Consider the following 14,173-nt stretch of genomic DNA (forward strand, 5'->3'; position numbering starts at 1 on the left):
TATTTAATCAACCGAAACTGGCTCGAGTTCTTCTACTGAAGATTGGCCATCTTCTGGCTCAGCAAACTTGATGCTGCGGTAACGGTGCATACCTGTACCTGCAGGGATCAATTTACCGATGATTACATTTTCCTTCAGACCGAGCAACTGATCGACTTTACCTTTGATCGCTGCATCTGTCAGTACACGTGTAGTTTCTTGGAACGAAGCCGCTGAGAGGAACGAGTCTGTTTCCAGGGATGCTTTCGTAATACCGAGCAGGATTGGTTTAGCAACCGCTGGCTCTTTATCACTAAGAATCGCAATTTTGTTAGCTCTTTCGTACTCATGCGTATCTACGAACGACCCTGGCAACAGCGTTGTATCCCCTGCATCTACGATGCGGATTTTACGCAGCATTTGACGGATCATAACTTCAACGTGTTTGTCATTGATTTCTACGCCTTGGTTACGGTATACGCGCTGTACTTCCTGCAAAATGTAGTTTTGTACGCCACGTACGCCTTTAATGCGCAGCATTTCTTTTGGATCGATGGAACCGTCTGTCAACTCATCACCAGCTTCAATTTCCATGCCTTCGCTTACGCGCACACGGGAACCGTAGGTAACAGAGTATACTTTGGACTCCGCTTCACCTTGAATTTCGATTTCACGACGATCTTTCGCTTCGCGAATCTCTTTAACTACACCATCAATTTCACTGATCGTTGCTTGACCTTTAGGATTACGAGCTTCAAACAACTCCTGGATACGCGGCAAACCTTGCGTAATATCGTCTCCGGCTACACCGCCGGTGTGGAACGTACGCATTGTCAACTGTGTTCCTGGCTCACCAATGGATTGTGCTGCAATAATACCAACTGCTTCACCGATCTCCACATGTTTACCTGTCGCAAGGTTACGACCGTAACACTTCTTGCAGACACCATGACTTGCACGGCAGCTGAGTACGGAACGGATTTGCAATTTGGTTACGCCCGCTTTGATGATTGCCTCTGCTTTGTCGGAGTCAATCAATTCATTACGACCCGCAATGATTTCTTTCGTTTCCGGATGACGAACTGTCTCGAAGCAGTATCTGCCTTCAATACGGTCATAGAGATCTTCAATAACCTCTTTACCATCCTGGATACGACTTACCGTAAAGCCTTTATCTGTACCACAATCATCATCACGCACGATTACGTCTTGGGCTACGTCTACGAGACGACGAGTCAGGTAACCTGAATCGGCTGTACGCAGGGCTGTATCCGCCAAACCTTTACGCGCTCCGTGAGTGGAGATAAAGTACTCGAGTACTGTCAGACCTTCACGGAAGTTCGATTTGATTGGGAGTTCGATGATTCGACCAGACGGGTTGGCCATCAGACCACGCATACCGCCCAATTGGGTGATTTGCGATTTGTTACCCCGTGCTTTGGAGTCTACCATCATCATGATCGAGTTGTAACGGTCCATGGACTTCATCAGAATCTCAGTGATGTCATCTTTGGATTTTGACCAGATATCAATGATACGGTCATAGCGCTCTTCATTCGTAATCAGACCACGACGGTACTGATTCGTAACGATTTGTGCTTTATCTTCAGACTGTCTAAGAATTTCAAACTTCTCAGGCGGAACGATAACATCAGATACCGCAACCGTGATACCGGCACGGGTAGAGTATGTGAATCCAAGTTGTTTGATTTTATCCAAAATAACGGCTGTTTCCGTTGTGTGATAAATTTCGAAACAACGTGCAATGATGGAACCGAGATATTCTTTGCCGACACCGCCAGCCAGAGGAGCATTCATAATAGCCTCTCTGAGGTCAGCACCTTTTTCATATACAAATGAGTGATCTGCAGTACCTTGGTACAGGTTCGCACGAGTCGCATCATTGATATACGGGAAGCTTGCCGGGAAAATTTCATTGAAGATAATTTTACCGATAGTAGTCAACAACATTCCTTCTTGTTGCTCTTCCGTGAAGCTTGTTTTACCAAGCGCCTTAACCGGAATAGCTACACGAGCGTGCAGACCAGCAGTACCACGTTGGTATGCCGATACAGCTTCGTTCACTGTACGCAGGATCATACCTGTGCCCTTTTCTTCCTTGTTGTCCATAGTGAGGTAATAAGAACCAAGCACCATATCCTGGGAAGGAGTAACAACCGGTTTACCGTCTTTCGGGTTCAAAATGTTTCCTGATGCAAGCATCAGGATACGTGCTTCCGCTTGAGCTTCAGCGGACAACGGAACGTGCACGGCCATTTGGTCACCGTCAAAGTCGGCATTGTATGCCGTACATACGAGTGGGTGAAGACGAATTGCTTTACCTTCAACGAGAATCGGTTCAAACGCTTGAATACCGAGTCTGTGAAGCGTAGGGGCACGGTTCAACAGAACCGGATGCTCCTTGATTACTTCTTCAAGAACATCCCATACTTCAGGACTTACACGCTCAACTTTACGTTTCGCGCTCTTGATGTTGTGGGCAAGCCCTTTATTTACAAGCTCTTTCATAACGAAAGGCTTGAACAATTCAAGTGCCATATCTTTTGGCAGACCACATTGATACATTTTCAGATAAGGTCCGACAACGATAACGGAACGACCAGAATAGTCAACCCGTTTACCGAGCAAGTTCTGACGGAAACGTCCTTGTTTACCTTTCAGCATATGGCTGAGGGATTTCAATGGACGGTTACCAGGACCCGTTACCGGGCGACCGCGACGACCATTATCGATCAATGCGTCAACTGCTTCCTGCAACATCCGTTTTTCATTTTGCACGATAATATCTGGCGCGCCCAGATCAAGCAGACGTTTCAGACGGTTATTCCGGTTAATTACACGGCGATACAAGTCATTCAGGTCAGACGTTGCAAAACGTCCACCGTCCAACTGTACCATTGGACGAAGTTCCGGCGGGATAACAGGAAGTACATCCATGATCATCCACTCTGGCTTGTTGCCAGAATTACGGAAAGCTTCGATAACTTCCAGACGTTTGATTGCACGATTACGACGTTGTCCTTGCGCAGTCCGGAGCTCTTCTTTCAGGAACTCGAGCTCTTTGTCTATGTCAAGATCTTGAAGCAGTTTTTTAACCGCTTCTGCGCCCATGCCAGCCTGGAAACCATAACCGTATTTTTCACGGTAGCTGCGATATTCTTTCTCGGACAACAGCTGTTTTTTCTCCAGTGGAGTTTCTCCTGGATCCGTTACAACATATGATGCAAAGTAGATAATCTCTTCAAGAGATCTTGGAGACATATCCAGAGCAAGACCCATACGGCTCGGAATACCTTTGAAGTACCAGATATGCGATACCGGAGCAGCGAGCTCAATATGGCCCATCCGTTCGCGACGTACTTTCGCACGTGTTACTTCAACCCCACAACGATCACAGACAACGCCTTTATAACGAACGCGTTTGTATTTACCGCAATGACATTCCCAGTCTTTTGTAGGGCCAAAAATCTTTTCGCAGAACAGCCCTTCTTTTTCCGGTTTCAACGTACGATAGTTGATCGTTTCCGGTTTTTTCACTTCTCCGCGGGACCAAGAACGAATTTTCTCTGGGGAAGCAAGCCCGATCTTCATGTATTCGAAATTGTTGACGTCCAACAAGGAGCAACCCTCCTTAACCAATTCCTGTAATCTAGGTTACGCCCTCTCCGGCCGAAGCCGGAGCAAGACGCGAGCCTGATGAAAAACGCCGGTCATCATGCGCTCGAAGCGAATTATTCCGCTCCGACCTCTGTACCCTCAAGGTTGAGGCTGAGCTTATCGCTCGCAGCGTCATCTTCATCGTCCATTTCTCTCATTTCAATCTCTTGCTCATCTTCACTCAAAATCTTAACGTCCATACCCAAGCTTTGCAGCTCTTTGATCAATACTTTGAATGATTCAGGAACACCTGGTTCAGGAACATTCTCGCCTTTGACAATGGATTCATATGTTTTAACCCGACCAACAACATCATCGGATTTAACAGTCAAGATTTCTTGCAGTGTATAAGCAGCACCGTACGCCTCAAGCGCCCATACTTCCATCTCCCCGAAACGCTGTCCACCAAATTGGGCTTTACCACCCAATGGCTGTTGCGTAACAAGTGAGTAAGGACCCGTGGAACGGGCATGGATTTTATCATCAACCATGTGTGCCAATTTGATCATGTGCATGACACCAACGGTAACTTCACGTTCAAACTCTTCACCTGTACGACCATCATACAGGACGGTTTTACCATTACGTTGCATTCCTGCTTCTTCCATCGTATCGAAGACATCATACTCCTTCGCTCCGTCGAATACAGGAGTTGCTACGTGAATACCCAGTTGCATTGCGGCCATACCCAAGTGAACCTCAAGTACTTGACCGATATTCATCCGGGACGGTACGCCCAGTGGGTTAAGAACGATCTGAACCGGTGTACCGTCTGGCAGGAAAGGCATATCTTCTTCCGGCAAGATGCGGGCCACGACCCCTTTGTTACCATGACGTCCGGCCATTTTATCACCCTCGGAAATTTTCCGTTTTTGAGCGATATATACACGAACGAGTTGGTTAACACCTGGAGGCAGTTCATCACCGTTTTCACGGGTAAATACTTTCACGTCTACTACGATACCGTCGGTACCATGTGGTACACGTAAGGAAGTATCACGTACTTCACGTGCTTTCTCACCAAAGATCGCATGCAGGAGACGTTCTTCTGCTGTCAGCTCTGTTACACCTTTAGGTGTTACTTTACCAACCAGAATGTCGCCAGCACTGATCTCAGCACCGATGCGGATAATACCGCGCTCATCCAAGTTACGCAACGCTTCTTCCCCAACGTTAGGGATGTCACGTGTGATCTCTTCAGGTCCGAGCTTGGTATCACGTGCTTCAGACTCATACTCCTCGATATGGATGGATGTGTATACATCTTCCTTAACGAGTTTTTCACTGAGCAAGATCGCATCCTCGTAGTTGTAACCTTCCCAAGTCATGAAGGCAACAACAACGTTACGTCCCAGAGCCAATTCACCCATTTCCGTTGAAGGACCGTCAGCGAGGATATCGCCAGCTTTGACAGCAGCACCTCTTTTGACAATCGGACGCTGGTTAATGCATGTTCCTTGGTTCGAACGCATAAATTTGTGTAATTTATATTTAACGATATCGCCTTTAACTTGCTGACCGTCCACTTCTTCAACACGACGGAGCCAAATCTCGTTCGCAGAAGAACGTTCAATAATTCCGTCATAATCGGAGACAATACATACACCAGAGTCTTTTGCAGCTTTGTGCTCCATACCTGTTCCTACAAGTGGTGCTTTAGGAATCAAGAGTGGAACCGCCTGCCGCTGCATGTTAGATCCCATGAGTGCACGGTTGGAGTCATCGTTCTCAAGGAACGGGATAAGCGCTGTAGCGACGGATACAACCTGTTTAGGAGATACGTCCATGTAGTCAACTCGCTCACTCGGCATCGTAAGGATGTTATCCGACTGTTTGTTGTAACGTACAATGATCGCTTCTTCTTCAAATGTACCGTCTTCGTTCAACTTCGCATTCGCTTGCGCGATGACATAGTTGTCCTCTTCATCCGCTGTCAGGTAATCAATTTGCTCGGTCACAATACCTGTCTTCGGATCAACCCAACGATATGGAGCTTCAATGAAGCCATATTCATTCACACGGGCGAACGTTGACAAGGAGTTGATCAAACCGATGTTTGGTCCCTCTGGAGTCTCGATTGGACACATACGGCCATAGTGGGATGGATGGACGTCACGCACTTCCATACCTGCGCGCTCACGCGTCAAACCACCGGGTCCGAGTGCGGACAAACGACGTTTATGTGTCAACTCACCCAACGGGTTCGTTTGATCCATAAACTGTGACAATTGAGAGCTACCAAAGAACTCTTTAATGGATGCAATAACAGGACGTATGTTGATCAATGCCTGTGGTGTAATGACGTTGGCATCCTGAATGGACATTCTCTCACGAACCACACGCTCCATACGGGACAAACCGATACGGAATTGGTTCTGCAGGAGTTCACCCACTGAACGCAAACGACGGTTACCCAGATGATCGATATCATCCGTGCTACCAATTCCCTGCAGAAGGTTAAGGAAATAACTGATGGACGAAATAATATCCGCCGGAGTCACGTTTTTAACGGACTTGTCAATGTTTGCATTGGCAATCAGTTTGACCACTTTACCATCTTCAGTTGGTGAGAATACATCAATCGTTTGCATAGGGATATCATTGGCATCCAAAACGCCGTTACCCACGTGATACGTGCGGAATCCAACGCTTTTCTCCAGATACGGCATGATTTCATCCAACAAACGACGATCAACCATTTGGCCTGCTTCAGCAATGATTTCACCTGTTTCAGCGTCAACAAGTGATTCAGCCAAGCGTTGGTTAAACAAACGGTTTTTGATGTGAAGTTTTTTATTCATTTTGTAACGACCTACATTAGCAAGGTCATAACGTTTTGGATCAAAGAAACGTGCTACGAGCAAGCTTTTCGCATTATCCAATGTTGGTGGCTCGCCCGGACGAAGACGCTCGTAGATCTCAATGAGTGCTTTCTCCGTGGAATCCGTGTTGTCTTTGTCCAGTGTGTTGCGGATATATTCGTCATTACCGAGCAGATCCAGAATCTCAGCATCTGTGCCAAAACCAAGTGAACGCAGGAGAACCGTAACCGGTATTTTACGTGTACGATCGATCCGGACGTAAACAACATCCTTCGCGTCCATCTCCAGTTCGAGCCAAGCGCCGCGGTTAGGAATAACTGTAGCGGTATACGTTTTTTTGGCGTTTTTATCTACTTTGGTACTGAAGTAAACGCTAGGAGAGCGAACCAACTGGCTGACAATAACCCGTTCCGCACCATTAATAATAAATGTGCCCGTGTTGGTCATCAGCGGGAAATCTCCCATGAATACTTCCTGCTCTTTGACTTCGCCGGTTTCCTTATTAATGAGCCGGACTTTGACCCGAAGCGGTGCTGCATAAGTAACGTCACGCTCTTTCGCGTCGTCTACTGTATACTTCGGTTCACCGAGACTGTAATCGATAAATTCCAAAATCAAGTTGCCTGTGAAATCCTGGATCGGCGAGATATCCTGGAACATTTCGCGCAACCCTTCCTCCAAAAACCAATCATATGATTTTTGTTGGATTTCAATCAAGTTAGGAACTTCGAGTATCTCGTTAATTCGTGCATAACTGCGCCGAGTGCGTCGACCATATTGAACAAGATGTCCTGCCAACTTAAACTCACCCCTCAATGTCTACTCACTTTAAAAATTTCGTTGCGAACCTCTGTTTGTAACCTTATAATGGTACACATACAGAGCAAAGCAATGCATCCACAAATAAAGAAAAGCCCTTACTCGAAATGTCGTTCGAAAAAAGAGCAACTTTGATCGGCGGATGTCTTTCCAAAACATTCTTATCCCCAGTTTGCCCAAAATGTACATATTATACGCCAAACGTAGGCATAATAAGCCCGTTCGGCGTAAAAAAAGGTTGACATTTTTAGTTAGCTAAAGCCAAGTAGGGCATCTTAATACTGACATTTTACAATAATACCACGGCCTGAATTTCAAGTCAATAGTCCTATGGCAAAAAAAATGATCCCCTGCTTACTTTACAAACTCGGATTCAGCTTTTAGTAGAATCCTCTTCCGATTTCATCGCTTTGAAAATCCGGTAGCCTTTATCCTTCGTCACTTCTTCCACTCTTCCAAACAAAGATTCCAACTTCGCTTTTGCTGATGGAGCCCCTTGTTTCTTCTGAATGACAATCCACAACGAACCACCTACCTTCAGATGACGATGTGCCTGTTCGAAAATAGTATGAACCGTCTCTTTCCCAGCCCGTATAGGCGGATTGGTTAAGATAACGTCAAAATCTTGCTTTTTTACTTCAGCCAGTAGATTACTTTGCAATACGGTAACATTGTTAATCCCGTTCGCTTTTGCATTTTCCCTGGAAAGTTCAACGGCTCTCTCGTTGATATCGATCATGGTGACATGTCCGTCCGGTACAAGTTTGGCTGCTGTAAGACCCATCGGTCCATATCCACAACCCACATCGAGAACATGAGCCCCTGATGGCAACTCTATCGCATCAATCAATACTCTGCTGCCATAATCGATTCCGTTTTTGGAAAACACACCGGCGTCCGTCACGAATCGCAGACTGAATCCGCGAAGAATCGCTTCAGTTGCTCTGCGATCATGCGCTACTTGCGGTTTGTCCGAATAATAATGATTGGACATGTCCTCACTCACTTTCCATTTACAATTACAGCAACAAACCCCTTGATATAAGTCAAGGGGTTTGTTGTTTTGTTCATCTAGCTTATAAAAGCTAAATTATTTAACTTCGATTGTAGCGCCAGCTTCTTCAAGCTTAGCTTTAACCGCTTCTGCTTCTTCTTTAGCAACTTTTTCTTTCAATGCTTTTGGAGCGTTGTCAACCAGTTCTTTTGCTTCTTTCAGGCCAAGACCTGTGATTTCGCGAACTGCTTTGATAACGTTGATTTTGGAAGCACCAGCGTTAGTCAAGATTACGTCGAACTCGGATTGCTCAGCTTCAGCAGAAGCAGCGCCTGCACCTGCAGCAGCTACTGGAGCTGCAGCAGTTACGCCGAATTCTTCTTCGATTGCTTTAACAAGATCGTTCAATTCCAGTACAGTCATGCCTTTGATTGCTTCCAAGATTTGCTCTTTACTCATGAGTGAACCTCCATATATAATATTATTTTTTTTAATTCATTTGCCGCCTAAGCAGCGTTCAGATCAAGTTGCTTACGCGCCTTGCTCTTCTTTTTCTGCAACTGCTTTAACCGCAAGCGCGAAGTTGCGCACTGGCGCTTGAAGCACGCTGAGGAGCATGGAAAGGAGTCCATCGCGGGATGGCAATTCTGCCAACGCCTTAACTTCTTGTACTCCGATTACGCGACCTTCTACGATAGCACCTTTCAATTCCAGTGCATCGTTCTTTTTCGCGAAGTCGTTCAGAATTTTAGCGGGAGCCACAACGTCGTCTGCGCTGAATGCAATTGCAGTAGGACCTGTAAGAACACTATCGAGTTCTGTCAGTTCTGCTGCTGCAGCTGCACGGCGAAGCAACGAGTTTTTCAGCACTTGGAATTCGATCCCTGCTTCACGAAGTTGCTTACGCAACTCAGTTACTTGGGCAACGTTCAATCCGCGATAGTCAACAACAACAGTTGTAACGCTCTCGCGCAATTTTGCTGTTACTGCATCAACGGACTCTTGTTTTGCTTGAATCACTTTTGCGTTTGCCAATCTGTACACCTCCTGGTCAAATTTATCCCATTAAGAAAAGCCTCCGTAGAATCACGAAGGCTTGATATATACTCATCATCGATTTGCATCGTTCTAAGTTCTATAATCACACCTCGGCAGGAAATTAAGCCTAATGGCACCTACTGTCTACGGCAAGCATATTCAAATGTCAACGGTCAGTCACTCGGACTCACAACTTTTATATCTTATCAAAAACAGGACAAGCCTGTCAAGAGATATTATCTAAAAGCTGCTGCGTTCACGCGTGCTCCAGGGCCCATCGTGGAAGAAAGACTAACATTCTTCAGATAAACACCTTTTGCTGCCGCTGGTTTAGCACGATTCAGAGCTTCCATGAGAGCTTTGAAGTTCTCATTAAGTTGCTCAGAAGAGAAAGAAGCTTTACCAATCGGTGCATGAATTTGACCTGCACGATCCAGACGATATTCGATTTTACCGGCTTTAATTTCTTGAACAGCCTTAGTTACATCGAAAGTTACCGTTCCGGCTTTAGGGTTAGGCATCAGACCTTTACCGCCGAGCAGTCGGCCCAATTTACCTACTTCACTCATCATATCTGGTGTCGCTACGCAGACGTCGAATTCGAACCAGCCTTGTTGGATTTTGTTGATCATGTCTGCATCACCAACATAGTCCGCGCCAGCCGCTTCCGCTTCTTTCGCTTTGTCACCTTTTGCAAATACCAATACGCGTTGTGTTTTACCTGTGCCGTGTGGCAAGACAACAACACCACGTACAGCCTGGTCTTGCTTACGAGGGTCTACACCCAAACGAACTGCCGCTTCGATTGTTTCATCGAATTTTGCAGTAGCTGCCTTTTTCACAAGCTCTACAGCTTCTGAAGGCTCGTAAGTTGCTTCGCTGTCAATCAGCTTAGCAGCTTCCAGGTATTTTTTACCGTGTTTAGCCATGTTTTATTCCTCCTTTGTGGTGTTAGCGGATATACCTCCCACATCAACCGGTCGCGAATCGACCGGTTTTACGAAGCCATGTTTCTTATGAAAATTAGTCTTCGATGGTGATACCCATGCTGCGGGCAGTACCTTCGACCATACGCATAGCGGACTCAACGTCTGCTGCATTCAGGTCAGGCATTTTTGTTTCTGCGATTTGACGAACCGCATCACGTTTAACAGTAGCAACTTTTTTCTTGTTCGGTTCTCCGGATCCTTTTTCAACTTTAGCTGCCACTTTCAACAGAACTGCTGCTGGTGGAGTTTTAGTGATGAAAGTAAAGGAACGGTCTTCGAATACAGAAATTTCAACTGGAATAATCAATCCTGCTTGATCAGCTGTACGAGCGTTGAATTCTTTACAGAATGCCATGATGTTGACACCTGCTTGACCCAAAGCTGGACCTACTGGTGGCGCTGGATTTGCTTTACCTGCTGGAATCTGCAGTTTTACCATTTTGATTACCTTTTTTGCCATGATTGACACCTCCTTGCAAAATAGTGGTTAACGGGCCTTGCAGCCCTCCCACAAGAAACTTGAAGAAACTATATCTTCTCCACTTGGGTATATTCCAACTCAAGCGGTGTTTCCCGTCCAAACATGTTCACGTGCACTTTCAACTTGCTTTTGTCTACCAAAATTTCTTCCACGGAGCCTACGAAATTCGCAAAAGGACCGACTTTAATACGCACGGATTCCTTAATATCGAACTCAATTTTCGGCTTAGGTTCAACCATGCCCATGTGCTTCAGAATTTGTTCCACTTCTTCAGGCAACAAAGCAGTTGGTTTGGACCCAGAACCTGTCGAACCGACAAATCCTGTAACACCTGGTGTGTTGCGAACAACATACCAAGAATCATCCGTCTGTACCATTTCCACCAAGACATAACCCGGGTAAACTTTACGCATAACGGTTTTTTTCTTACCGTCCTTGTTTACCACTTCTTCTTCCATAGGAACAAGAACGCGGAATATCTTGTCTTCCATGCCCATAGACTCGACGCGTTTTTCCAAATTGGCCTTGACCTTGTTCTCATACCCTGAATAGGTATGAACGACGTACCATCTTTTTTCCATATCAAGCCACCGGAACCCTTCTTAAATAATCGCTTCGATCACAAAGGAGATGCCAATGTCAATGACCCAAAAAAACAGCGTCATAACCACAACAGTACCAAGTACGATCAATGTGTAGTTGGTCAGCTCTTTACGATTAGGCCAGCGAACTTTTTTAAGTTCAGCCCAGCTTTCTGAGAAAAAGGAAATCAGAGATTTGAAACTTCGTTTCACGCCGACACCTCCAAAAACTATCTGGTTTCGCGATGAGAAGTCTGCTCGTTACAAAACTTGCAAAATTTCTTCATCTCCATGCGGTCGGGGTGATTACGCTTGTTTTTTGTCGTAGTGTAATTTCTTTGTTTGCAGTTAGTACAAGCCAAAGTAATAATTACCCGCATGATGTACACCTCCCGAAGACTTCCACATTCAAGCAGAGTCTCTAAATTGATCCTGAAAAAAAGCCATAAATTTAGGCCTACCTAAAACACTTTATCACAAGGGTATAACCATGTCAATGAAAGAATAGCCTTTCATTCATTGGGTATTACTTCCGTACAACGTACATTCGTTTCGCATCTCTGTTTTTCTCTTCTCCTATACGGACCGAGCGATTACTAGTATAAACATTCTTTGATTTTATAAACTTGAGACAGTAAAAAAAGACTCAAACACCGAGCCTTTTCCATCAACGACAACATGTGTTCAATTATCTCGAACTTCCAGGTACTTTTCAAGTTTGCGCTTGACGCGCTGAAGTGCATTATCAATGGACTTCACATGTCTGTCCAAATCTACTGCAATCTCTTGATAAGATCTCCCGTCCAGATACAACATCAATACTTTACGCTCCAGATCACTTAGAATCTCGGACATTTTATCTTCCAGGCCCACAAACTCTTCCTGATTGATGATTAATTCTTCCGGATCACTGACCTGGGTTCCACAAATCACATCGAGTAACGTACGATCAGACTCTTCGTCATAAATGGGCTTGTCCAGAGATACATAAGAATTAAGCGGAATATGCTTCTGACGTGTTGCTGTCTTAATTGCCGTGATAATCTGTCTTGTAATACACAGTTCAGCAAAAGCCTTGAATGAAGCCAACTTGTCCCCTTTAAAATCTCGAATGGATTTATAGAGGCCAATCATTCCTTCTTGAATAATATCTTCCCGGTCTGCCCCAATCAGAAAATAAGATCTAGCCTTGGCGCGTACAAAGTTACGATACTTGTTAATCAAAAACTCTAACGCTTCGCTTTCGCCTTCACGGAAAGCTTCGACAATGTCTTCGTCACTTTGGTAATCATACTTAGATAACATGATATCTTTGAGGTCGACACTCACAGACAATCCCTCCGGCTGCAACGCAAGGTACCCCGTTACTCTACTCTATGAAATATAGGATCAGTATATATGATGGTACCTCACACCGTCAACCACGCTCTGCCTAAAAAAGAACATCAATAACATAAATGTCAAGAGTTTCAATATTCTAATTTTTGTAAAAACGAACTGTTATTCCCTGCGCCACCGCTCAAACTCTTTCAATACATCCGGACTCAACTTGCCCCCGAGTGTGTTACGCGTGGTCTTCGCCTGATCTTCTTCCAGTCGTTTTTTTAATTCTTTTTCGTTCTGCTCAACCTCAATGAGCAGTTCCCTTGCAGATACGCGTAGCGCTCCCTGTCCGAAAATGACATGTTGCTCTACCATATCGCTCGTAGCCACATAGATTTGGCGTCTTCGCATGCTTAGTTCCCGAACGAGTCTCTCAATGCATTCGTCTGCCGTCTCTTTTTCCTTTGTAAAATATATCTGCACTTTGCTCTGTGTAAAGGATTTACCGAGTCCAGGCACGAGGTAGGCGTCAAACACAACAATGACTCGCCGGCCGGAGAAAGCCTGATAGTCGGCAAGACGAAAGAGAAGCCTGTTGCGCGCCTCTTCTAGCCCACTTTCTGCCAGTTTGGTTAACTCCGGCCAGTCGCCAATCATGTTGTACCCGTCTACAAGAAGCACATCACGGGAATCAGCCATACCTTCTATTCCTGCGCTTGACGCGAGCGGAGCACTTCATACATGACAACACCCGCTGCCACGGAAGCATTCAAGGAGTTAATCTGACCTTGCATCGGTAATTTGATCAGTACGTCGCATTTCTCACGAATAAGTCGTCCCATTCCCTTGTTTTCATTCCCGATTACCAGTGCAACAGGGCCAGTAAAGACTCCATTACCAAAGACACCTTCATGAGCCGTGACATCTGTCCCTACAACCCATACACCTTCCTCTTTGAGGCGATCAATGGTCTGACCAAGATTACTTACACGAGCCACTGGCACGTACTCCACAGCGCCTGCTGACGTTTTGGATACCGTTGCTGTTACTGCTGCCGAGCGACGTTTGGGTACAATAACGCCATGTGCACCCGTGCAGTCCGCTGTCCGCAAAATCGACCCCAGGTTATGAGGATCTTCGATCTCATCCAGCAGAATCAGGAAAGGATGCTCATTCTTCGCTTTCGCTGCGGCAAGAATGTCTTCTACCTCCACATAAGCGTATGGTGCAGCTTGTGCAACTACCCCCTGATGCTGAATGCCTGGTACCGTTTGATCCAGCTTACGCTTGTCCACATGTTGAATGACAATACCTAGTTTTTTGGCTTCCGAGATAATAGGTTGAGTCAGATGTTTCTGTGCTGTATCGGCAATCCATATTTTATTAATGGTCCGGCCTGAACGCAGCGCCTCCGTCACGGAGTGTTTACCCGCGATCCATTCTTCTTCCATCGTTGTTCGTTCCTCTCT

Annotated in this window: 13 protein-coding genes and 1 other annotated feature; all 13 genes read right to left on the bottom strand. The window is 45.6% G+C overall.

Features of this window, described 5'->3' with window-relative positions:
- Positions 1–3 precede the first annotated feature (3 nt).
- The 13 genes from rpoC to rlmB all read right to left on the bottom strand — a co-directional run bounded on the left by rpoC (position 4) and on the right by rlmB (position 14,155).
- The gene (gene rpoC, locus MKX40_RS27230) at positions 4–3,618 is read right to left on the bottom strand and encodes a DNA-directed RNA polymerase subunit beta' (protein ID WP_339238005.1); all 3,615 of its coding nucleotides are present in this window, start codon (positions 3,616–3,618) and stop codon (positions 4–6) included.
- A gap of 113 nt (positions 3,619–3,731) precedes the next feature.
- Positions 3,732–7,277 (bottom strand): DNA-directed RNA polymerase subunit beta, encoded by a 3,546-nt coding sequence (gene rpoB, locus MKX40_RS27235; RefSeq protein WP_339238007.1) that lies wholly within the window; start codon positions 7,275–7,277, stop codon positions 3,732–3,734.
- Between the two features lie 394 nt (positions 7,278–7,671).
- Entirely contained in the window at positions 7,672–8,292 is a 621-nt protein-coding gene (locus tag MKX40_RS27240; protein WP_339238009.1) for a class I SAM-dependent methyltransferase, read from the bottom strand.
- A 96-nt stretch (positions 8,293–8,388) separates the two neighbouring features.
- Positions 8,389–8,751 carry a 50S ribosomal protein L7/L12 gene (gene rplL, locus MKX40_RS27245; protein ID WP_278298116.1) on the bottom strand — a complete coding sequence of 121 codons (363 nt, stop codon included), beginning with the start codon at positions 8,749–8,751 and terminating at the stop codon, positions 8,389–8,391.
- Positions 8,752–8,823: 72 nt separating this feature from the next.
- Positions 8,824–9,327, bottom strand: coding sequence for a 50S ribosomal protein L10 (gene rplJ, locus MKX40_RS27250; protein ID WP_278298115.1), 504 nt, complete (start codon positions 9,325–9,327; stop codon positions 8,824–8,826).
- 23 nt (positions 9,328–9,350) lie between these two features.
- Positions 9,351–9,498 (bottom strand) — a sequence feature (ribosomal protein L10 leader region).
- A 68-nt stretch (positions 9,499–9,566) separates the two neighbouring features.
- Positions 9,567–10,259 (bottom strand): 50S ribosomal protein L1, encoded by a 693-nt coding sequence (rplA, locus tag MKX40_RS27255; RefSeq protein ID WP_017692063.1) that lies wholly within the window; start codon positions 10,257–10,259, stop codon positions 9,567–9,569.
- Between the two features lie 94 nt (positions 10,260–10,353).
- A complete protein-coding gene (rplK, locus tag MKX40_RS27260; RefSeq protein WP_017692062.1) occupies positions 10,354–10,779 on the bottom strand; it encodes a 50S ribosomal protein L11 in 426 nt (141 codons plus the stop codon).
- Positions 10,780–10,847: 68 nt separating this feature from the next.
- Positions 10,848–11,381: a transcription termination/antitermination protein NusG gene (gene nusG / locus MKX40_RS27265; protein WP_024633599.1), complete on the bottom strand. Its 534-nt coding sequence runs from the start codon at positions 11,379–11,381 to the stop codon at positions 10,848–10,850.
- A 21-nt stretch (positions 11,382–11,402) separates the two neighbouring features.
- Positions 11,403–11,594, bottom strand: coding sequence for a preprotein translocase subunit SecE (secE, locus tag MKX40_RS27270; protein WP_017692060.1), 192 nt, complete (start codon positions 11,592–11,594; stop codon positions 11,403–11,405).
- A gap of 17 nt (positions 11,595–11,611) precedes the next feature.
- A complete protein-coding gene (gene rpmG / locus MKX40_RS27275; RefSeq protein ID WP_072735843.1) occupies positions 11,612–11,761 on the bottom strand; it encodes a 50S ribosomal protein L33 in 150 nt (49 codons plus the stop codon).
- A 304-nt stretch (positions 11,762–12,065) separates the two neighbouring features.
- A complete protein-coding gene (gene sigH, locus MKX40_RS27280) occupies positions 12,066–12,710 on the bottom strand; it encodes an RNA polymerase sporulation sigma factor SigH (RefSeq protein WP_017692059.1) in 645 nt (214 codons plus the stop codon).
- A 171-nt stretch (positions 12,711–12,881) separates the two neighbouring features.
- The gene (locus MKX40_RS27285) at positions 12,882–13,403 is read right to left on the bottom strand and encodes an NYN domain-containing protein (protein ID WP_036607162.1); all 522 of its coding nucleotides are present in this window, start codon (positions 13,401–13,403) and stop codon (positions 12,882–12,884) included.
- A gap of 5 nt (positions 13,404–13,408) precedes the next feature.
- Entirely contained in the window at positions 13,409–14,155 is a 747-nt protein-coding gene (rlmB, locus tag MKX40_RS27290) for a 23S rRNA (guanosine(2251)-2'-O)-methyltransferase RlmB (RefSeq protein ID WP_339238014.1), read from the bottom strand.
- Positions 14,156–14,173: the final 18 nt, after the last annotated feature.

The sequence above is a fragment of the Paenibacillus sp. FSL R5-0517 genome, assembly GCF_037974355.1.
GTDB lineage: Bacteria > Bacillota > Bacilli > Paenibacillales > Paenibacillaceae > Paenibacillus.